The organism is Blastococcus saxobsidens DD2, from assembly GCF_000284015.1.
Lineage (GTDB): Bacteria > Actinomycetota > Actinomycetes > Mycobacteriales > Geodermatophilaceae > Blastococcus > Blastococcus saxobsidens_A.
Genome location: NC_016943.1, coordinates 1,852,234 through 1,874,674, shown reverse-complemented (window position 1 = coordinate 1,874,674; position 22,441 = coordinate 1,852,234). Strand labels below are relative to the sequence as shown.

Here is a 22,441-nt window from a genome sequence, read left to right as displayed (position 1 = left end):
TCCCGGGGCACGAGGCCCCCCGGCGTCCCGGCCCGAACCTCGCCTCCCCCTTCACACGCCGCAGCCAGCAGGCAGGCAGGAACTTGTCCAGATCCGCGGGATCCTGGCTAACCGCGACGCCGGCAAGGCCCCTGCCGGCACGTGCAGCGGCCGCTGGCCGATCTCGACCGAGAGCTCGCCGAGCTCACTGCATTGCGCGCCAGCATGCCCGGGGCTGCACCACCATGCCGCCCCGGTCGACCCAGAAGCCTGCGCCCCCGTCGGCGTCTACCGCCACTTCTAAGCGCCGGCCGACGGTCGACGGCGCTCGCAGTACCCCCGCGGTGCGGCCACCCGCCCTTGATGGCCCATCGTGTCGGCCAGCTCCGCAGGCGTAGATCGCGATGCCGGGTAGGACCGGACTTCGCCCGTCGTCGGGGACGAGGACATCGCCGGTGCCAGGTAGATCTGGCCGGCGTCCCTCGGCTCACGATGGTGTGTGCATCACCAGGTCGTTCCACCTGGGAGAGTCGAGCGTGGCTCAACGCGCGAGAACGATGCTTTTTAGTAGTACCTTGACCCGCATGCCCGCTCGCCGCGACCCAAGCGACCCAGTCGCCGAAATCCGCGTGTTGGTTGTCGACGACCACCCAACCGTGCGTGCCGCCGTCCTGGACCTGCTGGAGTCGACCGACGGCATCGTGGCCGTGGGGGAGGCCAGCGACGGGCAGGAGGCACTTCACCTCGCTGAAGCCGTCGATCCCGATGTCGTTCTCATGGACCTGACGATGCCCAGGATGTCTGGCATCGAGGCCACTCGACGCCTCAATCATGCGCGTCCGGGGGCACGTGTACTGATTTTCAGCGCAGCAGTCGGCCGCGACGTCGTGCGAGCCGCACGCGAGGCAGGTGCCGCAGGCTTTATCGCCAAGGGCGGACGGGGGGCGAACCTCATTCGAGCGATTCGGACGGTCAGCGCCGGGCGGTGCGCCTGGCCGGCATGGGCGCGGACCGTCTGACGTCGAAGTCTGCAGCAGACGGCGTGGCTAGCATCCCGGTGCGTGGACCGGGCTCCGTCGGCGAAGCCTTCGGGATGTCGGCGGGGACTTGGCCGAGCGTGTCTGCGCGCCCGCAGCCGTCGCCGTCCTCAGCATCCGCAGGCAGGACTGGGCCGCAGCAGCCCTCCTCACCAGGGCTCGATCCCATCGTTGACCGCAACCCCGGCTATCACCGGTCCGGCCGGACACTCAGGCCGCGAAGCTGATGGGCATACAATGCCGCACGGCCGCTGGCCGACTTCACGCAGCCGCCGGTCCAGATTTCGGCGACTCTGAGCAATGATGACTCCGACGCAATCCGACCGCTCGTCCTCAACGGACGACGACTGGGGTCGCACACCGGGCCGACGGCCCCCACTGCCGTCCTGGGCCCCGTTGGCGTGGTGGGCCGCTCTAGCCGTCACCCTGATCTTCGTGGTCGTGGTCCTGGTGCGTCCGCCCGGGCCGCAGGATCAACCCGATCCGGCACGCCAGCGCGACGGGCTGTTGCTCGACGGGCCGCTGGTGCCGTCGACCGTTGCGGGTGTTGAGTTTGGCGGCAGTCCCGTGGTGCTCCTGTTCGACCGAGAGCCACCCGACCGGCAGGAGCTGGCGGGCTGGCTCGGCGAGTTGCCGCGCCGCGTCGAGGTGCGACTCATGCTTCCGGAGCCGCCTGCCGCTGCGGTCGACCCCGGACTCGTCGAGGTCGTCGTCGATCCGGACGGACGCCTTGCCGATGCGGTTGCCCTGCCCACCCCCGTCGACGGCGGTCCGGGCATCGGCTACGCCGTCGTCGACAGCCAGCGGCAGGTGCGTTACTCCACCCTTGACCCCGCCTACCTGGTCAACGCCTTCGAGGTCACGACGATCCTGAAGTGGGTGCCATGAGGCGGGCTCGAGGACAGTGGCCGCGGGCCTACCGGCCACTTCGTCTGCAGACGCTCCTCGTCCAGGCCGTGGTACTGGTCGGCGCGGAGGTGGCCCTCTACACCTCCTACTCCGCTCATGACGCCCATTTCCATTGGGCCACCCACTTCCTGGTCGCGCTGCTGGCCACAGCACTCTGGCAGAGCCTGCACCTACTGGTGGCCGCACGGCCCGCCCGCGGGCAACTCATCACTGTCCTGCTGTTCCACCTCTGGGCGATGTGGCCCGATCTGATCTTCCGGCTCGGTGTGCCGCATTTCCGATGGATGGACGTGTTGGCCCTCGGGCATGTCAGTGCGCATTACATGCCGGGCGGGGACACGACCTGGCTCGTCCTCGCCCTGACCGCGGTGGGGGGCTACGCCGTCTTACTGCAGCGATGGCTGGCCGCCCGACACGCCGAGGCCACCGCCGGACTGCCGCCGGCCCTGGGGATCGGCGGCGCCGGAATCATCCGGCCCCAGATAGATCCGCGCACGCGCTCGCTGGCGCACGAGCATTTCGGCACGTCCGCGAGCGACCCACTGGTCTTGTTGCATGGGTTGGGAGCGACGGCCGCGACGTGGCGGCCGGCCGCCCGACTGCTGGCGCAGGCCGGTCACAAGGTGCTTCTGCCCGACCTGCTCGGCTTCGGCTCCTCGATGCGGCTCGGCACCAGGTTCGGTCTCGCCGACCAGGCCGACGCCGTCCTGAGGCTGCTCCAGCACCACGGACTCGACCGGGTACATCTCGTCGGGCACAGCTGGGGGTGCCTCGTCGCCGCCGCGGTCGCCGAGAGAGGGCCCGAGCAGGTGTCCCGTCTGACCTTGGTTGAACCTGCTGTCTTCGCCGACCCTGATACGGCCCGGGCGCGATTCGCTCGCCGCTCATGGCTGGCACGGGCCACAGTCGACGACTCCGGTCTCGGCGGACTCGTCTGCGGAACCATGTGCTTGCTCCGTCCAGCGTTTGCCCGACTCGCTCCGCGGCTGGAACCGGACGTCCCCGAGGAGGTCGCCCGTGAGGGGGTGCAGCACTCCTACCCGGCCTACCGCGATGCCCTGCGGAGCATCTGGGAGGACAACCCGCTGCCTGCCCTGCTGCGAAGCCCGCGCCACCCGGTGCACGTGATTGTCGCCGAGCAGGACGAGGCGGTGCTGCCCGGGGATGTCCTCGACCTCGAACTCGCGGCCGGAATAGAGACCACCCGTGTGGAGGGCACCCACGCGCTGCCCTTCGACCGTCCACAGCTCACCGCTGGATTGCTGATGTCAGGGATCGCTGGATCAGAGAGAATCGGGCCAGCCCACAGCCCTTCGGCCCTCGGTGACGACGGCGACGGATAGACCGGCACCTTCGCCGTGCCCTCCGCAATTGGCCCCCGGGCCGCAGGAATCCGAGGAACCGGGAGCCTCCCTGCTGACTGCCCACCGTCCCGACCTACCGATCGGGGGTGACCTCGACCGGGATGGAGCGGACTTCGTTCCTGGGACCGTGGACCGGCTTGCCTGCAACACGGCAAAACCGCATACCTCGACCCTCTCGAGTCCTGCTCCCGGGACGGGGCCACCAGCGGACGCCCGCGAATCTGCTTGACAGTCGCGTGTGCCGGATTGGCCGAGGCGGCTCAACCCCCGCTACTATCCTGCTTAATAGAGCTGCTCAAGACCGCAACGTGGAAGACCTCAACGGAGTCCGGGAGGTGGCACCGTGAGGTACTCACCTCGCGAGACCCATCGTGAGCTGCGAGAGCAGCTCGGCGTCTTCGCATTAGGCCACGGCGACGCCGAGGAGCGGGCCACCGTCAGGTCGCACTTGAACAAGTGCGCTGCCTGCCGCGGCGAATTGAGCGAGCTGGCAAAGGTGGTCGCCCTGCTGGCCGCGGTCGGTCCCGCCAATCTTCGTCAGGTCTGAGTTCCTCAGACCGCGGGGCGGCGCAGTCGCCCGCTAGCCAGAGTCAGTTCGTCGCGGAACGCTGCGAAATTGCGACGCCGTTGAGGTCCACCCAACCTGCTCCAGTCACACGTCACCGACCGCACCCACGGGCGATGCGTTCCGCGTGGACCGCTCTGGCGGGAGTGGCCGCAGTCGGCCCCGGCGTCGGCGGGCTGCTGGCCGACGCCCTCGGCGTCCGTGCTGTCTGCCTGCAAGCCGCATGACTGCTGCTCGCCGCGACATCGCCGTCAGTCGCGCCACCGACCGACGGCAGGTCGACGCGGGCATCGCTTTGCACTCCACTTCTTTCGCCGAGTTGATGCACCGACGTCCGGGGTCGTCGTCCTCGGTCAGGTTGACAAGGCGAAGGCGAGCCACCACCCCGATCCCAGACCGAGGAGCAGGGACATGACCGCGGCTCCGTGCAGCAATCCGGTCGGGACGCCACGCCGGGTCCGCTGCGCCGTGCCCGCCGCGGTCCGTGGACCTCTGCCCGCCCCCTCCTGCATAGACGGTGCTGCCGGCACCCCGGCGAACGCGGGGGCGATCCAGCGAAGGTAGTAGAAGAGGCTCGCCACCGTGTTGATGGCTGCTACGACGACCAACCACGCCAGCGCACCGTCCCACGCGGCGGTGAAGACGGCGAGCTTGCCGACGAAGACGGCGGTCGGTGGTGTTCCGACCAGGCCGAGCAGGCAGACGACGAGGCCGACGACGAGCCATCGGTGGCGCCCGACCGCGGTCGCCCAGTCGTTGATCGTGCGCGCGGCCGGGACCGCCGCGACGGCGGCGAACGCGCCGATGTTGGTGACGGCATAGCCGGCCAGGTAGATCGCCAAGGCCGGGACGGCGAGATCGGTGCGGGCGGCGACGGCGACGACCATGAACAGGTAGCCCACCTGGCTGACCGTGGAGTAGGCCAGCAGCCGCAGGACGTCGGTCTGGTTGAAGGCGGCCAGGTTGCCCAGGGTCATGCTGGCTGCGGCGATGACGGCGACCAGCAAGGGCACGTCGAGCGGGACGTCGGCGAACGGCTCGGCCAGCAGGCGGAAGGCGGCGGCGACCGCGCCGATCTTCGGGATCGTGGTGAGGTAGGCGGCCATCGGCGGTGTGGTGCCGGCCGTGACGTCGGGTACCCAGAAGTGCACCGGCACGGCGCCGGCCTTGAAGGCGACCCCGGCGAGCACGCCGAGGATGCCCACCGCGAGGAGGGCCGGGGAGGCGTCCGGGAGCTGCGCGGCGAGGTCGAAGTAGCTGGTCGTACCGGCGGCGAGCACCAGGGCGGCGACGCCGACGAGCATCAGCACGCCGACGAAGGCACCCATCAGGTAGTACTTCATCGTCGCCTCGACACCCGCGGAGTCCTTGGCGAAGCCGGCCAGCGCATACAGCGGGACGCTGGCCAGCAGGTAGCCGGCGACGAGCAGCAGCAGGTCGCCGCTGGCGGCCAGCGCGATGCTGCCGAGCCCACCGAGCAGCATGAGGACGTAGGCCTCGGTCTCCCGCGGGTGCCCGGCCAGCGAGGCCGACGCCAACCAGACCAGGACTGCCACACCGAGAGCGACCACGATCCGGACGACGCCGGTGGTGGTGTCGATGACCCAGGTGCCCTCGAACACCCGCTCCGCAGGCTCGGACAGCGCGACAGCAGCGGCGATCGCGCTGGCCAGACAGGCGGCGGTGACCAGGAGCCGGACCCGCCACTGCCGGTGCTGCGGCGTCCAGAGGCCCAGCAGCAGGCCGCCGACGGCGCCGAGAAGCAGGAGCAGTTCGGGAAGCAGTGCGAGCACCCGCTCGCCGCCCACGGACATGCCGGTCACCGGCTCACCAGCTCCACCACCGCCATGGCGGCCGGCTCCAGCACGTCCAGCAGGGCACGCGGAAGGAGCCCCAGGACCAGGGCGAGTAGGAGGAGTGGGGCGATCGCGGCCACTTCGTGACCACGCAGGTCCTGCATCCGGGTCGCTGTCCGCGGCCGGGTGGCGGTCGCCGTCGTGCCGTCCGCACGGTCCAGACCCGGGCCCTCCCCCGGCTTGTCGGGGTCTGCCTCGGATGGGACGACGGTGTCGCCGGTGAGCAGCCGTTGCAGGGCCAGCAGGAACAGTCCGGCGGTGACCAGGATGCCGACGACGGCGCTCACCGTGGCCACCGGCGCGGCCTGTAGGGCGCCGGTGAACACCTGGAACTCGGCGATGAACCCGGAGAAGCCGGGTAGCCCCAGGGAGCCGAATGCAGCGATCGCGAAGCAGGCGGCAAAGACCGGCGCCGGCCGCGCCAGGCCGCCCCAGCGGTCGAAGGCGTAAGTGTGTCCGCGAGACCACAGGACGCCGCTGAGCAGGAAGAGCGCGCCGGTGAGCAGGCCGTGGCTGACCATCTGGTACATCGCCCCCACCGTGGCCACGGTTCGCGCCCCCTCGTCGGCGGAGGCGACCAGGCCGGCCGCGCCCAGGCCGAGCAGCACGTAACCCATGTGGTTGACCGAGGTGTAGGCGATCATCCGCTTGACGTCGGTCTGGGCAAGCGCCACGAAGGCGCCCCACAGCACGCTGATCACCCCGACGACGACGGCCACCATGGCCCACCGCTGCCAGGCCTCGGGAAGGATCGGCATGGCGATCCGCACGAACCCGTAGGTCCCGAGCTTCAACAGGATCCCGGCGAGCACAGCCGACCCGGCGGCCGGGGCGTCGGTGTGCGCGTCGGGCAGCCAGGTGTGGAACGGGAACAGCGGCGTCTTCACCGCCAGCCCCAGGCCGATCGCCAGTAGGACCAGTCCGCCGGCGACCGGGGAGTCCGCGAGCGGCGGGTTCTCCGCGAGCGCCACCATGTCGAAGGTGCGCTCCTCGCTGCCGAGGAACAGCCCGATGAAGCCCACGAGCAGTGCCAGCGACCCGATGAAGGTGTAGAGGAAGAACTTGAGCGCGCTGCGCCGGGCGTTGCCGTGCCCCCAGCCGGCGATGACGAAGTACATCCCGACGATCGACAGGTCGAAGAAGACGAAGAACAGGATCAGGTCGAGTGAGGCGAACGTGCCCAGGCAGGCGGTCTGGAGGAAGAGGAACAGCGCGGCGTAGGTGTGCGGCCGGTCAGGCTCCCGCAGTGAGTAGATGGCGCAGGCCAGGAACAGCACCCCGGTCAGGGCCAGCAGCGGCAGGGAGAGCCCGTCGACGCCGACGTGGTAGCCCGCATCGACGGTGGGGATCCACTGCAGGTCGGCCTCGTACGCCAGGCCGTCGACGACGCCCGAGGCTCCCTCGCCGGGCTCGAAGCGCCACCACATCCAGCCGACCAGCGCCAGGTCGACGGCGGAGGCAGCCACCCACACCCCGATCGCCGCGCGACCGGGAATCCTCGGGACTGCCAGCAGCACAGCAGCAGCCAGCAACGGCAGGAAGATCACGACGGTCAGCAGCACGACTACCTCACCACGAGCAGCAGGACGAGCAGGAACCCCAGACCGACGACGGCCTGGGCGTAGTACTGGTGCAGCAGCCCGGTCTGCGGACGGCGGGCGGCGCTCCCCGCGCGGCGGAACGCCCTCGCCGTGGCACGGACGAGGCCGTCCACCACGCCCGTGTCGATCCGCGCGGAGCCGGCCGCGGTGCGGCGGGTCGCCGCGGCGACGCCGGACACCGCGCCGTCCAGGACGCTGTCGTCCGCCCGGGACGCCATACCGGCGAGCCGACGGGCGCCAAGGGCCACCCCCATGACGGCCCGGTCGATCAGCTTGTCGTCGACGACTGCCAGAGCGCGGCCGACAGCCATGGCCGGCCGGGGCGACAACAGCCGTCCCAGCCCGGCCCACGAGGCCAGCGGACCCCGGGAGAGCTGCTCCATGACGGCAGGGCGGGCCCGGACCACGGCGACGGTCAGCCCCAGGGCCACCAGCGCGAGCGTCCCGGAGAGCAGCAGCTCCCCCAGCCCCGGGGACGGCTCCCCCTCCACGTCCAGGACCGCCTTGAGTTTCTCGGCCACGGCCGGCAGCGCGAGCACACCCAGCCCGGCGGCGAGAACGGCCAGCACGCCGGCGACTACCGTGGTCAGGGCCGGGACGCGCCGGGTGCCCGGCTCCTCCTCGTCGAACGCCTCGTCCCCCGTCGGCCGGGCGAGGACGACGGCCAGGATCCGACCGGCGTAGACCGCCGAGACCGCGGCGGCGGCAAGGCCCACCACCCGCAGGGCCGTTCCGTCGACACCGGCGAGTACCTCGTCCTTGGTGGCCCACAGCGACAGCGGCGGTACACCGGCCAGAGCGAGGGCAGCGACGGTGGCCGCTGCTCCCATTCCTGGATACCGACGGGCGGCGCCACGCAGGTCAGCCAGATTCTTGGTGCCGAGCGCGGTGAGCCAGGCCCCGGCGGCGACGAACAGCCCGGCCTTGACCGCGGCGTGCGCGACCAGCTGGGCGGTGCCGCCTGCGGTGGCGCCCACCCCGGCGGCGAGGACGACGAAGCCGATCTGCGCGGCGGTGCTGGCCGCGAGCAGCTGCTTGAGGTCAGTTTGCGCCACGGCCACCGCGCCCAGGACCAGGGCGGTCAGCGCCCCGGTCCACGCCGCCGCCGTCGCGGCCCAGCCGGTCGCCGCGAGCAGCGGCTGCATCCGGATGAGCAGGTACCCGCCGGCGGCCACCATCGTGGCCGAGTGCAGCAGCGCGCTCACCGGGCTCGGCCCCTGCATCGCGGCCGAGAGCCAGGCCGAGAAGGGCAGCTGCGCCGACTTGCCCAGCGCGGCGACCAGCACGCCGGCGGCGGCCACGTCCGCCCAGCCGCCGTCCGCGCTCTCCAGGTCAGTCAGCACCAGGCTCCCGGTCGCCGCCAGCGCCGCCCCGGCGGCGACGTATAGGCCGAGGTCACCGGCCCGGGTGGTCATGAACGCCCGGGTGCCGGCGGCCAGCTTGCCCGGCTCCTCCCAGTGGTAGCCGATGAGCGCGTAGGAGGTCGCGCCCATGACCTCCCAGGCCAGGAGGAGCGTGGGCAAGGTTGCCGCGGTGACCGTCGCCAGCATGGCCGCGACGAACAGCAGCAGGTAGCCGAAGAACCGCCCCCGAGCGGCATCCGCCGACAGGTCCACGACGGCGAACACGGTGACCAGCAGGGCGATGCCGGCCACCAGGACGACGAGCACGGCGGAGAGCCCGTCGACGACCAGGCGCAGATCCCCGCCCTCGACGATCCCGAGGAACGGCACAGACAGCCGCGGCCGGGTCCCGGCCACCAGCGCAGCCACCACCACACCTGCCGCGGTGACGGCCACGGCCAGCGCTCCGGCGACGCGATCGGCCCGCCGACCGGTAACCAGCAGCCCCGCACCGGTCAGGGCGGGGAGCAGCACCAGGGCGCCGAGGACGGCGCTCATCCGCGCAGGTCCGACGCCATGTCGATCATGTCGAGCTGCCGAGCTCGATAGAAGGCGACGGTGACGGCGAAGCCCATGGCCATCTCCACCGCCATGACCACCAGCGCCACGACGACCAGCACCTGGGCGTCGGGCAGCTCCGGCGCGAGGAAGTACCAGGCCGCTCCCCCGGCCAGCAGCACACCGTTGAGGACGAGCTCGAGGCCCATCATCACCATGACGATCGTCTGCTGGGACAACGCCCCGAAAAGCCCGACACCGATCAGACCCGCGGCGACGGTCAGTACGATCTGCAGGACCATCTCGGCGGTCATCGGCGCAGTCCCCCGGGCACCGGGTCGTCCGGGCGCTTCGCCGTCAGGCCGGCGCCGAAGCGGTCGTAGCGGCCGCGCGCGGTGGCCAGGACGGTGCCGGCCAGGATCGTGGCGAACAGCCCGATGCCGATCACCAGCATGACGAGCATGTGGCTGCCCATGATCGCCTCCCCGAGCTGGCGGGTGCTGTCAGCCGGGCGCTCCGGGTCCGGCATCGGCCAGTCGATCGTCCAGATGCCGACGACGAGGACGACGAACGCACCCGCACCCGTTCCGGCCGAACCTTTGGCGTTGTGCACCATCGTCATCGGCATGAGCCCGGCCGGGTTCATCATGAACATGATCATGAAGACGGCCATGATCGCCATCTCGATCGTCATCATCAGCGCCGTCACGACGGCCAGGTAGACCAGGTCGAGGGCGAGCAGGATGCCCGCCACGGCGAGGAACGACGCCAGCAGGGCGAAGGTCGCCCGCGCCATCGAGTCGACGACGAACACGGCGACTCCCGCGGCAACCGACAGAACCCCGAGGACGGCGACGGCCGTGACCGCCCAGCCGGAGAGCTCGCTCAGCATCGTCTCCTCCTCCTCACGCGTAGAACCCGTTCAGGACCAGCACAGCGACGACCAGCGCCTGCAATAGCGTCAGCGGGACCAGGACCATCCACCCGACCTCCACCGTGCGATCGGGCCGCAGCACCGGCATCCGTCGTCCCACCCAGACCAGAGCAGCGACGACGGCCAGCGTCTTCAGCAGGTGCCACAGCGGGCCGGGCAACCAGGGGCCGGAGTCGCCGCCGAGGAACAGTGCGGCCGCCATGGCCGCGCTCGCGCCGAGGAAGACGGCGCGACCGGCCTCCACCAGCAGCCGGTCCACCCCGGACAGTTCCGAGGTGACGCCGCCGGCGATGTCAGCTGCGGCCGGTGCGGCGAACGGCCCCCAGAAGGCGAAGGCCGCGGCGCTGGCCACGAAGACCAGGAAGGCGACCGGCATCGTGACCACGAACCACAGGCTCTCCTGCGCGGCCACGACGTCCGTCGTGCGCAGTGAGCCGGCCCCCAGGCCAGCCGTGATGAGCGCGAACATCAGCGGCAACTCGTAGGCCAGGCCCTGGGCGAGGAACCGGTATCCACCGGTCAGGGCATGGACCGCGTTCGGACCCCACCCGACCAGCCACACCGCCGCCCACAGCAACGCCTCCATGGCGTTGAACCACACGAGATCGGCGCTGGTCGACCACAGCGTCCGACCGCCCACGGGCACCACCGCCAGAGACAGCAGCGCCAGTGTCAGCACGGCGACGCATCCGATCCGCCACAGCAGTCGGTCCGGCGCCAGAGTCGTCCGCCGCTGCTCGACCAGCAGACGCGCGCTCGAGCGGATCGGCCCGACAGCGGCCCCCGCCGCGCCGAAGACGACGACGCGGTCGACCGCCGCCACCACGACGCCCAGGACCAGACCGACCGCCACGATCCCGAGGACTGCCGGGACCAGCCCCCACACCTCCGCCAGAGTCTGCTCAGGCATGCAGGTGCTCCGGAGCCGACACCGCGGACACGGGGCGGAGCTCGAGGCTGGCCACGATCAGCCGGGCGCTCCCGATCTCCGCGCCCTCCACCAAGGCTGCGACGTCGTCCAGTGACATCGCGGGCACGTCCTCGACCGACTGCCCCGACGCCATGTCGCACCAACGCCTGACCCGGTCCAGGGCGTCTCCCCCAGACCCGCGCCTCCCGATGCCGCCGGCCGTCCACGCCAAGGTCCGCGACCGGCTCACCCGCCGCGCCAGGCCCTCGGCAAGCCGTTGTGCCTCATCTCGATTGGCCCCCTCGGCCGCCCCGTCCCGGGCACGGCGTGCGTCTCGGGCAGCCGTCGGCCAGCCGGCCACGTCCAGGAAGCGGGCGAGCCGGTCGAGTGCGGCCCGCTGGGAGTCGGACTGCTGCTGGGCGGGTGGGGCGGTGCCGGCGTCGAGCCAGGCCAGTTCTGCGGAGGTGAGGACGTCACCCTGCAGATCCGCCCGCAACACCAGACCCGTCGGCCAGCCCGGCAGTACCGGCCCGAGCGCCACCTTCAGAACGTCGAGTTCGAGCCCGTCCCGGTCCGGGCCGGTCGAGGCCATCGGCAGCCCGGCCACCTCACCACCGTGGTCCATGCTCTCGTGACCCATGCCTTCGTCATCGGCCCCGTGATCTACGCCCTCGCCCTCCTCGCTCTCCTCGTCCTCATGACCGGCGTCGTCGTCCATGCCCCCGCGGCCACCGCCGTGGTCCATGCCCTCGTCGTCGGCGTCCTCGTCCTCGGTCTTGCCGAGCAACGAGGCCGGCGACGGCCGGTCGTCGCCATCTGGACCTGAGCCGATCCGGCGGACCAGTGCGTCTCGACCCGCGTCCAGAGCGACGACGGCGTCGCCGTGGTCGGGCACGTCCATCCGGTGGCGCGGCTCCGGGATCTGCTTCCACAGCACGTCGACGGCTTCTGCGAGCGCCGGACCGGGCCCGCCAAGGACGACCAGCAGATCGGTGTCCGCGGGTGACACGGCGCGCCGCCAGCCGCGCCGGTCCAACTCGGCCTCGACGGACCACCGGAACGTCGTCGCACCCGGGGCATCGACGAGCAGCACCCGCGGCCTCGCCAGCGCCCAGTTCCGCAGGCGGGCGATCAGGTCCATCGCAGCGCACCCTCACGCCAGACGTAGGTGACACCGACAAGCAGAACGGCGAGGAAGCCGAACATCTCGACGACCGCCGCCGCCCCCATGTCCGCGACCACGACCACCCACGGGTACATGAAGATCATCTCCATGTCGAAGGCAAGAAAGAGGACCGTGACCGCGTACCACCGCGCGTGGTAGCGAGAGACGGCGTGCTGCTGCGGGAGCAGGCCCGACTCGTACGACAGGACGGCGGCGGGCTCCCGGGCGGTGCGCAACGCCGACGACAGCCCGTACAGCCCGACGATGCCGGCCGCGACCAGGGCAGCCAGCGACAGCAGCGCAACCATGGCGCCCTCCTCGCGTCAACGGATATGCCGCTGGGAAACGGCCGGTACTAGCCGGGGAAACGACAGCGATCACCCGGACGACCGTCCGGATATGGCCGACTGTAGGGGCGGTCGGAGATGTTCGCGCGGCGACGATCACCCCGCCTCGGCCCCGCGCCGGCCCTTGACACACACACTCTCAGTCGTCGTCCGGCGCCGCGTCTGAGAGGACGACCAACTGGCGGAGGCAGTGCTCCCGTAGCGGCTCGGGGAATCCTTCGGCCAGGCGGTAGAACACGACGCGCCCCTGCTTCCGGTTGGTCACCAGTCCCGCCGTGCGCAGCAGCCGCAGGGCGTAGCCGACGGCGTCCTCGTTGGACTCCAGGGCCAGCGCGAGGTCGCCGACGCAGAGCTCCTCGACCATGTCGAGCGCGAACAGGACTCGGGCTCGGGTCGGGTCGGCCATCAGGCTCAGCACGCTGGTCAGCTGGGCCGCTTCGTCGCGGCTGGGCAGCCGGGCTCGGGCGTGGGCGACACGCACGGGATCGACCGGATGCGCGTGATCGGGTTCGGACATCGAGAAACACCTCCAGGCCGCTCATACCCGTACGGGTCTGCGGGTACCGCCGGATTCGTCGGCGCCAGATCCGGGCGACAGCCGAGCCGTCCGGGCCGAGAATCCGAGGAGACAACCATGACCGTGGCAGCCCAGATGCTCGACACCTACCCCAAGGACCTCGGCGGAGTCGACAAGCCGAAGCTCCTCGAGTGCATCGAGGCCTGCTTCGAGTGCGCCCAGGCCTGCACCGCCTGCGCCGACGCCTGCCTCAGCGAGGACAAGGTCGCCGAGCTGACCAAGTGCATCCGCACCAACACCGACTGCGCCGACATCTGCGACACGACCGGCCGGGTGCTCTCCCGGCACACCGGCTACGACGCCAACCTCACCCGGGCCGTCCTCGAGGCCTGCGCCGCCGCCTGCAAGGCCTGCGGTGACGAGTGCGAAAGCCACGCCTCGATGCACGAGCACTGCCGCGTCTGCGCCGAGGCCTGCCGGCGCTGCGAGAAGGCCTGCCGAGACCTCATCACGTCGCTGAGCTGACCCCGTCCGTTGATCCACAGCCCCGACCGGCTGCCGGACGCCCAGCCAAGGATATGCGGGTTGGGCGCCCGGCCCTGATGTCTCATGAGTCATCGGCGTCGGGCCGACTACGCAGGTCTTCCCCCCGCACCGAAAGCCGCCGTCTTCTGGCGTGAGTACATCCGACGGATAGAGGCCGCGGGGAGCGCGGGGGCGGCACAAGAAGCCGCACCCCGCGGCCCTCGACTCAGCCGCCGAGTTCGTTCAGCAGCTGCTGCATCTCGTTGATCTCGTCGTTCTGCGTCTCGACGATGACCCGAGCCAGGTCGATCGCTTCCTCGTTCGCACCGTCGTCGATCTCGATCTGCGCCATGATCACCGCGCCGTCGTGGTGCTCGATCATCGACTGCAGCCACATGACGTCGAAGTCGGGACCGGCGGCCGGCATGTCCCCCATGCCGTCCGAGCCATGATCCATGCCGCCGCCGGACCCATGATCCATACCCCCCGTGCCACCGGTCTCCACCGGCTCTCCCCACTCCTCCAGCCAGCCGGTCATCAGATCGATCTCCGGATCCTGACCGGCCTGGATGCGCTCGGCCAGGTCGAGCACGCGAGGATCGCTGGCGCGCTCCAGAGCCATCTCAGCCATCCCCAGGGCACCTTCGTGATGCGGGATCATCCCCTGCGCGAAGGCGACGTCGGCGTCGTTGAACTCTTCGGACACGGTCGCCGAGCTGTCGGCGGAAGTGTTGCTGTCAACGGCAGTGCCGTCGACGGTACTGGAGCAGCCGCCGAGAAGGACTGCGCCGGCGAGCAGGCCACCGGCGATACGGACGAGTCGAGCTGTCCTACGGGTCATTGCAAGTCTCCTGTCATTGGGATCTGGGCGTGCCTGATCGACCCCGTGCAGCAGGCGCTGGCGGGGTCGGGGCGTTCGGCCTAGATCCGCAGGAGGCAGAGAGCGGAGAGATCCGGCGCAGGGGGCAGGCGGAAGCGCTGCCGGAGCCCACGCAGCGAAGGAGGCGGGCCTCGCACGACGAGGGCGGCTCGCCCACGGAACAGCGTCGCGACGCTCACCAGCGCCAGCGCCAGCGCCGCAAACAGCACAGCCAGGCAGATGACCCAGAGCTCCGGTCCATGGGCTGGGATGCCGTCCGAAGCGGGGTGGAGTGGTGTGGTCGCGTCCGCGTCGAGTGGAGCCACATCCGCTTCAGCCAGAGCCGCGTGTTCATGGCGATCACCATGGGCGGGGTCATGGGGCTGGTGATGCTCGGCTGGATGCTGAACATGTACAAGAACATGAAGGCCAACGTCGCCATCGTCGCGGCGAGCTTGCTGCTCCTGGGGTTCGGGGTGCTTCTCGACCGCACTCAGACGACCGTGCAGGACACCGCCTGGATGCGTGCGATGATCCCGCACCACTCGATGGCGATCACCCGCTCCGAGCGGTCTGAACTCTCGGACGTGCGCGTGTGCCAGCTGGCCGTGGAGATCAGCGAGGCGCAGATGCGGGAGATCGACGAGATGGATTGGCTGATCGAGGACATCGCTGAGAACGGGATCGCCGACACGGTTGAGGAAGCCGAGGCCCGACCGGTTCCCGAGTTCGACGCCTCCGCGTCACGGGACTGCCCGCCCTCGGACTGACCACGGCATGGCCGGCGCACCCGGGCCAGTGAGTGAGCACCCTGCCAAGGGGCCGCCGCTGGAGCAGGAAGTAGCCGCCGGCGCGACCTGGCGGCCCAACTCGGTTCTCAGCCTTGCGGACTGACCCCCACCAACGTGACACCAACCAGCCGCCGGACAGCAGCCTCTGACGGCAAGGCCGACCAGGTGCAGAGCCCCGTGGTTGGCAGCGGACCCCCGTCGTCCTCCGGCCTGCTTGTGCGCGCCCGGGGCCGTACCGATTCCGGCGTCGATACCGAGCCGGTCGGAGGGCCCGCTTGTCCGGTGCAGTCAAGCGCTTCGGTCAGCGACAGTGCGCAGTGCCTCCTGGAGCCGGGCCTTGGCATCGGCGGCGATCGGTTCCAGTTCCGGCCGGCTGTGTCCGGAGAACCGGGGACGGTCCAGTCCCGTGCCCGGCACGGCGCGTTGGTAAGGCTACTTAAGCGTGGCGCTGCTGGGCAGGCGTGGCGGCTGAGCCGAGACGCCGGTCGCGGAGCCGCATCGGGTATCGGAGGCCGATGCGGCTCCGCGGGCGCGGGCTACAGGCCGAAGGCTCTGCCCTCGACCAGGATGACGACGCCCAGGCCGATCAGGACGATCGGGAACAGCACGTGCTCCCAACGCTCCAGCACTTCCGCGATCGGCTTGCGGGTGGCGACGAAGCGCGCCGCGGCGACCAGCACGGCCACCAGGGCGAGGAAGACGACCGAGTAGGCGAGGATCCCCGCCGTGCCGACGGTGGCGAAGACCGGCACGTACACGCCGATGTTGTCCCCGCCGTTGGCGAAGGTGACTGCGGCGATGGTCAGCGCGCTGAGCGTCTTGCCGCTGACCTTGCCCTCGTCGTCATCGTCATCGTCATCACTGCGCCAGACCCGCCAGGCCGCGAGCAGGCCGAGGCCCAGCGGGATGAGTCCGAAGTACGGGATGGCTTCCTCGGGCAGGAAGCTGCGCGCGCCCAGGGCGACGAGCACCGCCGCGGCCAGGATGGCGCCGAATCCGAGGTACTGGCCGACGAGGATCTTCGCGGTGGTGCCGCGCTGGCCGGCGCCCCGGGCATAGAACAGCGACAGCACGATGATGTCGTCGATGTTGGTGGCCAAGAACAGGCCGATGGCCTGCAGGGTCCAGGTGAGGAGTTCCATCACTGCCTTCTGTGTAGGGCACCGGCATCGGCCGGCCGGCGAGAGGTTGGCGCTCGGAAAAGTGGCCTGTCGCTGGGCCCTCTGGGAAAGGAGCAGCCACCGTGCTGCGGCACCGACTCGTCAGCTACCGCTTGGATGTGAAACGAAGAAGCGGGGCTTCGAGCCACCACAAGGGCTGGTGCCAGCACGGGCCATCCACCCACGCAGCGCCGCGGAGTCATCGCCATGCGGCGATGCTAGCAGTTCTATCCGATGATGCGGCCACGGTGCGTGCGAATAACGCCGGGGCTATCGCAGACCGACCATGGGCGTGGCCGACGACGGCGCGCCTCGCCGTGGCGCCAGTCGGCGAGGGGCTGGACAGAGCAGAGGCACCCTGCTATTCATCGCTTCAAGACGATGCTACTGCGATCCAGCGATGGGCGACTGCGACATGCTGATGAACCGGATAGAGACCGCACTCGTGGACAGTCGGCCCCGACGGGCGCTGCAGCGCTGGTACGAGACTCCGGCGCTGCTGCGACTCGGCGGCAAGCTGCCACCGAAGGCACGGGTTCTGGAACTGGGCTGCGGCGCCGGCTACGGCACCGAACTGGTTCTCGAACAGTTCGGCGCCGAGAAGGTGGACGCTGTCGATCTCGATCCTCAGATGGTCGATCGTGCGCGCCGACGGGTGAGCGGCTATGGCGACAGGGTTCGGCTCGTCACCGGGGACGTGACCGACCTGCGGCAGGCGCTGGGGGCGGCCGACGGCAGCTATGACGCGGTGTTCGAGTTCGGGATCCTGCACCACGTCGAAGATTGGCGCGCGGCCGTGGGTGAAGTCGCTCGAGTGCTGCGGCCGGGTGGCCGCTTCTACTTCGACGAGGTCACCGCCGATGCGCTGGCCACCCGGGGCTACCGGTGGCTGTTCGACCACCCGACACGCGACCGGTTCACCGCCGCAGGGTTCATCGCCGAGCTCGAGCGGCAGGACCTGGTCGTAGGTCAGCGGTGGCTGACCCGTGTCCGCGGCCACTACCTTCTCGGCGTCGCTGACCGGCCGGCTCCTTCACCCGGTTGAGTGGGCCGGCCATGCTCATTCCGCTCCCCCGCTATTTCGCCTCCGCGCCGGACGCGTCGGCCGACCCGCATGTCCTCCCCCTCCGCTCGGCGCACGCCGTGCGTACCGCGGCGGCCCGGCCGCGGGTACGGCCCGTCAGAGCACCCGGCTGGCCGGCACGGTCGCCTTCGCCCGCAGCCGCTGGCCGCTGCCGCCACGGTCGGCTGCACGTCAACAGCGACTGGGCGATCCTCGAGCCGGTCGACCCCCAATACCGTTCTGTTCCGCCCGGTCAGCAGTCCCACACCGTGCTGCTGACCAACCTGACCAACCTGACCAACCTGGCCAACCTGGCCAACCGGGTAGAGCCGATCCTGCGCTACGACCTCGGCGACGGCGTGCTCGTCCGCCCCGACCCCTGCCCCTGCGGCAGGCCCCTGCCGACGATCCAGGTGCACGGCCGCACCGCCGACGTACTCATCTTCCCGGCCGCCCACGGAACCCCGTTGACCGACACCCCGCTCACCCTCTCCGCCGTCCTCGACCGGGTGCCCGGCATCGGGCTTGCCCAGATCCGGCAGACGGCACCGGCCACGGTCAGCGTGCGGCTCCGGTCGACTCCGGGAGCCGACCGCACCGCGGTGTGGCGCACCCTGTCGGCGGGATGACCCCGCTGCTGCGCAGCCACGGCCTGGACGTCGCCGTCGTGCTCGATAACGAGCCACCGCGGCCCTCCCCCGGCGGCAAGTCCCGGCTGGTCGAACCGCTGCAGTGAACCGGTTGCCGAACTGCACCCCGCGGGTCAGGCGTTGGCGACCCGGTTGCCACCGGCCCCGGGCAGCACCTAACATCGCTCTGTGACGATGAAAGCGCGCAGCAATGTTGACGCGTCGCCGCCGACGGTCAACGAGGCGCAGGCGCTGTCCCCGGCGGCGTCCCTGTTCCACAGCCTGTCCGACCCGACCCGGCTGGCGATCCTGCGCCATCTGGCCGTCGGCGAACACCGGGTCGTGGACCTGACGACGCACCTGGGCTTGGCCCAGTCCACCGTCTCCGCGCATCTGGCCTGCCTACGCGACTGTGGACTGGTCACCTCCCGACCCCAGGGCCGCGCGTCGATGTTCTCTCTCGCGGCCGAGCCGCGGTTGATGGAGCTGCTGGCCGCCGCAGAGCGGCTGCTCGCCGAGACCGGCGACGCCGTCGACCTCTGCCCCAACCACGGCTCCGCCGCCCGCACCGAGCGCGGGGAATGACAGTGCCGTCCGCCAGCACGCCGCCCCGGGGCTGGCCGAGCGGGCACAGTCGCCGGGCAGGCGTGTCGGACGGGTTGCCGGCATCGAGACGGTTCGCAGCTGGCCTCTCGTCGATCGCCCAGCGAGACCATCGCGGCAACGTGGAGATCGGACCGCGCCCCGCACGTCTCCGGGCGGACGCTAACCGGTGGCGTGGCAAGCCCCGCCGGCTGGTGTCCTGGGCCAGCCCCGCCCCGTCGCCGACCGCGTGTCGATCTCGCCACAGCCGACAGGTGTCATGCGCGCCCGTCTCCGAGATTGCCGGGTAGGACCGGCGCATGCCGACCCCTCCCCCGCTGCCGCGAGAGATGCTGCTCCGCTACACCGACGTGCCCGAGGGGCGCATCCGCACGCGGGTGCTGGGCCATCGGTCTCCCGGCGTCCTCCCAGTCGTCGTCGTGCAGGGCATGGCGGTCTCCGACCATCTACTTCCGGCCTGTGCCGTCCTCGGCGACTGGACGGAAGTACACCTGCTCGACCTGCCCGGCTACGCCGGCAGCGGCGAGCCGACGCGCTACCTGGACGTTCGCGGCTACGCGGACACTGTCGCGCACTGGCTCGAGGCCGCGGGGCTCGACCGCGCCGTGGTCGTGGGACATTCGAGTGGCACGCAGGTGGCGGCGTGGACCGGGGTGCTGTGCCCTGAGCGGGTGGCCGCCGTCGGCTTGGTCAGCCCCACCGTCGACCCGATGGCGCGGTCCCTGCCCAGGTTGCTGTTTCGCTGGCGCCTGGACGCGCGAGCGCCCTCGCCCGGCCTGGAGGCCAACCACATCCCGGAGTGGAAGCGCGCCCGACCGCGCGGGATCGTTCACCTGATCAGGGTCCATCTCGCCGACCGGCTCGAGGAGCAGGTCACGCGCCTGCACGTGCCGGTGTTGGCCATCCGCGGCGAGCAGGACCGGCTCAGCACCGAGCGCTGGATGCGGGACCTGGCCGGCTCCACGCCGAACGGCGATCACGTCACGGTGCCCGGCGCGCACGCCTTCGTCTGGCTCGATCCGCACGCGTGGTCAGACCCGCTGCACCGTCTCGCCACTCGAGCCTCCTCAGCGGTCTCCTGAATTGCGTCAGGAACGGAGCCAAGAAACGATGAGACGCGCAACCGCGCCACAGGGCAGCCCGCAGGCGGTGACCGGCAACCGTGGTGGAGCCGGCGACGCGTGTGCCTGCTACCGGGGTCTCCGGTGACCGGCGTACCGCCGGAGAAGGCCATCGCCTCCTTCGACTCCTCCAGCGCTTTCCTGACGGCTCTGGCACGAGCCCTCGACGGACGAGACTTTCCCTACCTCGGGCAGTCCAGCCTCAAGGTCCCGCTGGTGCGCGCCAGCGCGCTACTGCCGTTGAGCCTGCGCCGCCGGGTCTACGCGATCGCCAGCGGTCAGGAAGGTGTTCCGCCCGACCGACTCGACCAGGTCGACCTCGAGCGGGTCGCGGCGTGGATCACCGCGCACTATCCGGCGCGCCGCTATCCGGGCGTGCTGCTCGGCTCGTCCAACGGGGCGCTGGCCCACTTGGCGGCCGCCGCCGGCCTGCCCTGGCTCCCACAGACCCTGCTCGTGCCCGTCCGCAGGCCCCGGGCCGATCCGCGCGACGCCGCCGCGGCGCTCGATTTCGGCGCCCGGCACGCGCCGGCGCTGTTGGAAGGCAACCCGACGATCGAGTTGCACCACATGCACGACGCGAACCAGGACGCGCTCAGCGCCTCCCAGATGGCGTACTTCCGGGTGAAGTGGCATGTCCTTCCGCAGGCGTACCAGGCCTTTCTGGCCGAGACGCTGGAGCCGGGCGCGCCGGTGATCGTCGTGCGTGACCGGTCCTCGTGGCCGGTCACCCGGGTGGGACCGCGGCACGTCTTCCAGTACGGCGCGCAGGGCGGCATGTCCGCCGAGGAGTATTCGGCCGAGCCCGGGGCGCCCGGCACCGATGAGGTCGCCGCCGAGGCCGAGTGGGGGTTCGCCGAGGCGCTCGGTGAGGCTATCCGCGGTTGGGCGACGCGGAACGGGCATCCGGTGGTCGAGGTGAGCTACGGCCACCCGCAGGACCCTGCGGCGGGGGTCGCCGACATCTTCCGCGACTGGCTGCGGCAGCGGGGGCAGCCGGCGCAGCGGCTGCTGGTGAGCTCCTTCATCGTGCACGATCCCTGGCGGACCCTCACCACGGCCTCGGTACCGTTCTGGACCTTCTTCCCGGTGCGCAGCGCCGCGGCGGACCTCGCCGAGTATCTCGACCGCGCAACCTACGAAGACGTCGACATCCTGCTGTTCAGCAACGGCGTTCCATCGCGCGGACAGGTCGACGCCCGGTCATGGGAAGCCCTGGCCGGGCGTGCGCAGCGACGCGGACGGCTGCTCGGCGTCGACGCCGACGCCTTTCCCGCCGACTTCACCGCCTTCGTCCGCTACACGTCCGCGCTCCGGTCGCTGCCGACGGCCGCCGCTTCGTGGCCGCCACTGGGCGTGGCAGACATGCTCACCGGGCTCGAAGCCGCGCCTCCTATGGCAGTAGCGCGTCCGGACGGCGATCCCGCCGGTCCGTGACGGCCGAACCTGGCCGACAACCGCCGGTCGCAGCCGGGTTGGGTTGCAGCGATCCCGGCGACCGGGCTCATTCCACTTGCAGAAGGGATTACCGCGTGACCGACGACGCGACGGATGCCCAGCGACGCATCGCCCGAGAACTCGGAGTGCGCCTCGAGTTCGATGTGGCCGAGGAAGCGGACCGCCGCAGCCAATTCCTGGCCGAGCTGCTGACCGCGACCGGTCTGCGCACCCTTGTGCTGGGCATCAGCGGTGGCGTCGATTCGGCGACGGTCGGCATGCTCTGTCGCCGAGCCGTCCGCCGTCGCCCAGCCGGATCGGCCGCGCTGGCGGCGGTGCGTCTTCCGTACGGACAGCAGCAGGACGACGCAGACGCCCGGCTGGTCCTCGACACCATCGAACCCGATTGCCTCTTCACCGTCGACATCCAGCCGGCCAGCGATGCTGCCCTGGTCAGCCTGTCGGCGGCGGGACTGCGGTTTCCTTCCGCCGAGAAAGAGGACCATGCCCTGGGCAACATCAAGGCACGCCAGCGCATGGTCGCCCAGTACGCCATCGCCGCGGCGCTCGACGGCCTGGTGATCGGCACCGACCACGCCGCCGAGGCCGTCACCGGCTTCTTCACCAAGTTCGGAGACGGCGGAGTTGACGCCAATCCGCTCGCCGGGCTGACCAAGCGCCGGGTACGGGCTCTCGCCGAACACCTGGGTGTGCCTGCGCGCATCATCACGAAGGTTCCCACCGCTGACCTGGAGTCCCAGCGTCCCCAGCTGCCCGACGAGGAGGTCCTCGGCCTCCGCTATGCCGAGATCGACGACTTCCTCGAAGGGCTACCGGTCAGCCCAGAGGTCCACGCAGCGATGACACGCCACTACACCGCCACCGCCCACAAACGGAGCGGGCCGCTCGTTCCACCGCCGCGGCCGCCAGGCTGCGCGGGTTGAGGGTCCATGCCGACAACCGCTCGGTCTGTCAGCCGTCGCGGGCGATCGCCCCCTGGCGGGCGGGCCATAGCTGAAACTCGGGCGGGATCGCTACCGGCTGCCTCGGCGGCACGATCTCACCCGGCCACGTAGCGGCGCCGTCCTGCAGGACTACGCCCCCACGTGCGGTGAAACTCCACCGCGCCGACCCACGAGCCGCGTCCTCCGTCCACCTTGTGAGGTTC

Annotated in this window: 23 protein-coding genes; 12 read left to right on the top strand and 11 right to left on the bottom strand. The window is 70.8% G+C overall.

Going from position 1 to position 22,441, the window contains the following annotated elements; all coding sequences use genetic code 11:
• Positions 1-563: 563 nt before the first annotated feature.
• The 4 genes from BLASA_RS08785 (at position 564) to BLASA_RS08770 (ending at position 3,836) form a co-directional block, all read left to right on the top strand.
• Positions 564-998, top strand: coding sequence for a response regulator (locus BLASA_RS08785; protein ID WP_014375755.1), 435 nt, complete (start codon positions 564-566; stop codon positions 996-998).
• A gap of 453 nt (positions 999-1,451) precedes the next feature.
• Positions 1,452-1,904 carry a hypothetical protein gene (locus tag BLASA_RS08780; protein WP_166486522.1) on the top strand — a complete coding sequence of 151 codons (453 nt, stop codon included), beginning with the start codon at positions 1,452-1,454 and terminating at the stop codon, positions 1,902-1,904.
• A 68-nt stretch (positions 1,905-1,972) separates the two neighbouring features.
• Entirely contained in the window at positions 1,973-3,268 is a 1,296-nt protein-coding gene (locus tag BLASA_RS23400) for an alpha/beta fold hydrolase (protein WP_166486521.1), read from the top strand.
• A 364-nt stretch (positions 3,269-3,632) separates the two neighbouring features.
• Entirely contained in the window at positions 3,633-3,836 is a 204-nt protein-coding gene (locus BLASA_RS08770) for a zf-HC2 domain-containing protein (protein ID WP_014375751.1), read from the top strand.
• A 371-nt stretch (positions 3,837-4,207) separates the two neighbouring features.
• On the opposite strand, the gene BLASA_RS08765 is transcribed toward BLASA_RS08770, so the two are convergent.
• From BLASA_RS08765 to BLASA_RS08725, 9 genes are all read right to left on the bottom strand, one after another.
• Positions 4,208-5,668, bottom strand: coding sequence for an NADH-quinone oxidoreductase subunit N (locus tag BLASA_RS08765; protein ID WP_041776299.1), 1,461 nt, complete (start codon positions 5,666-5,668; stop codon positions 4,208-4,210).
• Positions 5,669-5,673: 5 nt separating this feature from the next.
• A complete protein-coding gene (locus BLASA_RS08760) occupies positions 5,674-7,272 on the bottom strand; it encodes a complex I subunit 4 family protein (RefSeq protein WP_014375748.1) in 1,599 nt (532 codons plus the stop codon).
• Positions 7,273-7,274: 2 nt separating this feature from the next.
• Positions 7,275-9,212, bottom strand: a complete 1,938-nt coding sequence (locus tag BLASA_RS08755) for a proton-conducting transporter membrane subunit (RefSeq protein ID WP_014375747.1) — start codon at positions 9,210-9,212, stop codon at positions 7,275-7,277.
• Positions 9,209-9,526: an NADH-quinone oxidoreductase subunit NuoK gene (locus BLASA_RS08750; protein WP_014375746.1), complete on the bottom strand. Its 318-nt coding sequence runs from the start codon at positions 9,524-9,526 to the stop codon at positions 9,209-9,211. Before BLASA_RS08750 ends, BLASA_RS08755 begins: the two co-directional genes overlap by 4 nt.
• A complete protein-coding gene (locus BLASA_RS08745) occupies positions 9,523-10,104 on the bottom strand; it encodes an NADH-quinone oxidoreductase subunit J (protein WP_014375745.1) in 582 nt (193 codons plus the stop codon). Before BLASA_RS08745 ends, BLASA_RS08750 begins: the two co-directional genes overlap by 4 nt.
• A 13-nt stretch (positions 10,105-10,117) precedes the next feature.
• Entirely contained in the window at positions 10,118-11,056 is a 939-nt protein-coding gene (locus BLASA_RS08740; RefSeq protein ID WP_014375744.1) for an NADH-quinone oxidoreductase subunit H, read from the bottom strand.
• Positions 11,049-12,197 carry a hypothetical protein gene (locus BLASA_RS08735; protein ID WP_014375743.1) on the bottom strand — a complete coding sequence of 383 codons (1,149 nt, stop codon included), beginning with the start codon at positions 12,195-12,197 and terminating at the stop codon, positions 11,049-11,051. The genes BLASA_RS08740 and BLASA_RS08735 overlap by 8 nt, the downstream gene beginning before the upstream one ends.
• Positions 12,188-12,529, bottom strand: a complete 342-nt coding sequence (locus BLASA_RS08730) for an NADH-quinone oxidoreductase subunit A (protein WP_014375742.1) — start codon at positions 12,527-12,529, stop codon at positions 12,188-12,190. The genes BLASA_RS08735 and BLASA_RS08730 overlap by 10 nt, the downstream gene beginning before the upstream one ends.
• Positions 12,530-12,707: 178 nt before the next feature.
• Positions 12,708-13,085, bottom strand: a complete 378-nt coding sequence (locus BLASA_RS08725; protein ID WP_014375741.1) for an ArsR/SmtB family transcription factor — start codon at positions 13,083-13,085, stop codon at positions 12,708-12,710.
• Between the two features lie 117 nt (positions 13,086-13,202).
• Here BLASA_RS08725 and BLASA_RS08720 point away from each other — a divergent pair, with 117 nt between their 5' ends.
• Positions 13,203-13,610: a four-helix bundle copper-binding protein gene (locus tag BLASA_RS08720; RefSeq protein ID WP_014375740.1), complete on the top strand. Its 408-nt coding sequence runs from the start codon at positions 13,203-13,205 to the stop codon at positions 13,608-13,610.
• 226 nt (positions 13,611-13,836) lie between these two features.
• On the opposite strand, the gene BLASA_RS26250 is transcribed toward BLASA_RS08720, so the two are convergent.
• Positions 13,837-14,451 (bottom strand): DUF305 domain-containing protein, encoded by a 615-nt coding sequence (locus tag BLASA_RS26250; RefSeq protein WP_014375739.1) that lies wholly within the window; start codon positions 14,449-14,451, stop codon positions 13,837-13,839.
• 29 nt (positions 14,452-14,480) lie between these two features.
• Between BLASA_RS26250 and BLASA_RS08710 the strand changes: the two genes are divergently transcribed.
• Entirely contained in the window at positions 14,481-15,239 is a 759-nt protein-coding gene (locus BLASA_RS08710) for a DUF305 domain-containing protein (protein ID WP_231839588.1), read from the top strand.
• 557 nt (positions 15,240-15,796) lie between these two features.
• Here BLASA_RS08710 and BLASA_RS08705 read toward each other — a convergent pair.
• Positions 15,797-16,402 carry a cadmium resistance transporter gene (locus BLASA_RS08705; RefSeq protein WP_014375736.1) on the bottom strand — a complete coding sequence of 202 codons (606 nt, stop codon included), beginning with the start codon at positions 16,400-16,402 and terminating at the stop codon, positions 15,797-15,799.
• A 418-nt stretch (positions 16,403-16,820) separates the two neighbouring features.
• On the opposite strand from BLASA_RS08705, the gene BLASA_RS08700 reads away from it, so the two are divergent.
• The 6 genes from BLASA_RS08700 (at position 16,821) to nadE (ending at position 22,217) form a co-directional block, all read left to right on the top strand.
• Positions 16,821-17,465: a class I SAM-dependent methyltransferase gene (locus BLASA_RS08700; protein WP_014375735.1), complete on the top strand. Its 645-nt coding sequence runs from the start codon at positions 16,821-16,823 to the stop codon at positions 17,463-17,465.
• A gap of 287 nt (positions 17,466-17,752) precedes the next feature.
• On the top strand, positions 17,753-18,112 hold the full coding sequence (locus BLASA_RS23395) for a hypothetical protein (protein ID WP_014375734.1): 360 nt from the start codon (positions 17,753-17,755) through the stop codon (positions 18,110-18,112).
• A 195-nt stretch (positions 18,113-18,307) separates the two neighbouring features.
• On the top strand, positions 18,308-18,697 hold the full coding sequence (locus tag BLASA_RS08690; protein ID WP_041776295.1) for an ArsR/SmtB family transcription factor: 390 nt from the start codon (positions 18,308-18,310) through the stop codon (positions 18,695-18,697).
• 317 nt (positions 18,698-19,014) lie between these two features.
• Positions 19,015-19,797, top strand: a complete 783-nt coding sequence (locus BLASA_RS08685) for an alpha/beta fold hydrolase (protein ID WP_014375732.1) — start codon at positions 19,015-19,017, stop codon at positions 19,795-19,797.
• A gap of 123 nt (positions 19,798-19,920) precedes the next feature.
• Complete coding sequence (locus BLASA_RS08680) at positions 19,921-21,273, top strand: hypothetical protein (protein ID WP_014375731.1); 1,353 nt, start codon at positions 19,921-19,923, stop codon at positions 21,271-21,273.
• A 95-nt stretch (positions 21,274-21,368) separates the two neighbouring features.
• The gene (gene nadE, locus BLASA_RS08675) at positions 21,369-22,217 is read left to right on the top strand and encodes an ammonia-dependent NAD(+) synthetase (RefSeq protein WP_014375730.1); all 849 of its coding nucleotides are present in this window, start codon (positions 21,369-21,371) and stop codon (positions 22,215-22,217) included.
• Positions 22,218-22,441 lie beyond the last annotated feature (224 nt).

Coding starts and splice junctions, on each gene's coding strand:
- BLASA_RS08730 (WP_014375742.1), bottom strand. CDS start 12,529: ATGGTTGCGCTGCTGTCGCTGGCTGCCCTGGTCGCGGCCGGCATCGTC.
- BLASA_RS08765 (WP_041776299.1), bottom strand. CDS start 5,668: ATGTCCGTGGGCGGCGAGCGGGTGCTCGCACTGCTTCCCGAACTGCTC.
- BLASA_RS08705 (WP_014375736.1), bottom strand. CDS start 16,402: ATGGAACTCCTCACCTGGACCCTGCAGGCCATCGGCCTGTTCTTGGCC.
- BLASA_RS08740 (WP_014375744.1), bottom strand. CDS start 11,056: ATGCCTGAGCAGACTCTGGCGGAGGTGTGGGGGCTGGTCCCGGCAGTC.
- BLASA_RS08700 (WP_014375735.1), top strand. CDS start 16,821: ATGGGCGACTGCGACATGCTGATGAACCGGATAGAGACCGCACTCGTG.
- BLASA_RS08725 (WP_014375741.1), bottom strand. CDS start 13,085: ATGTCCGAACCCGATCACGCGCATCCGGTCGATCCCGTGCGTGTCGCC.
- BLASA_RS08750 (WP_014375746.1), bottom strand. CDS start 9,526: ATGACCGCCGAGATGGTCCTGCAGATCGTACTGACCGTCGCCGCGGGT.
- BLASA_RS08735 (WP_014375743.1), bottom strand. CDS start 12,197: ATGGACCTGATCGCCCGCCTGCGGAACTGGGCGCTGGCGAGGCCGCGG.
- BLASA_RS26250 (WP_014375739.1), bottom strand. CDS start 14,451: ATGACCCGTAGGACAGCTCGACTCGTCCGTATCGCCGGTGGCCTGCTC.
- BLASA_RS08745 (WP_014375745.1), bottom strand. CDS start 10,104: ATGCTGAGCGAGCTCTCCGGCTGGGCGGTCACGGCCGTCGCCGTCCTC.
- BLASA_RS08690 (WP_041776295.1), top strand. CDS start 18,308: ATGAAAGCGCGCAGCAATGTTGACGCGTCGCCGCCGACGGTCAACGAG.
- BLASA_RS08785 (WP_014375755.1), top strand. CDS start 564: ATGCCCGCTCGCCGCGACCCAAGCGACCCAGTCGCCGAAATCCGCGTG.
- BLASA_RS08720 (WP_014375740.1), top strand. CDS start 13,203: ATGACCGTGGCAGCCCAGATGCTCGACACCTACCCCAAGGACCTCGGC.
- BLASA_RS08685 (WP_014375732.1), top strand. CDS start 19,015: ATGCCGACCCCTCCCCCGCTGCCGCGAGAGATGCTGCTCCGCTACACC.
- BLASA_RS08755 (WP_014375747.1), bottom strand. CDS start 9,212: ATGAGCGCCGTCCTCGGCGCCCTGGTGCTGCTCCCCGCCCTGACCGGT.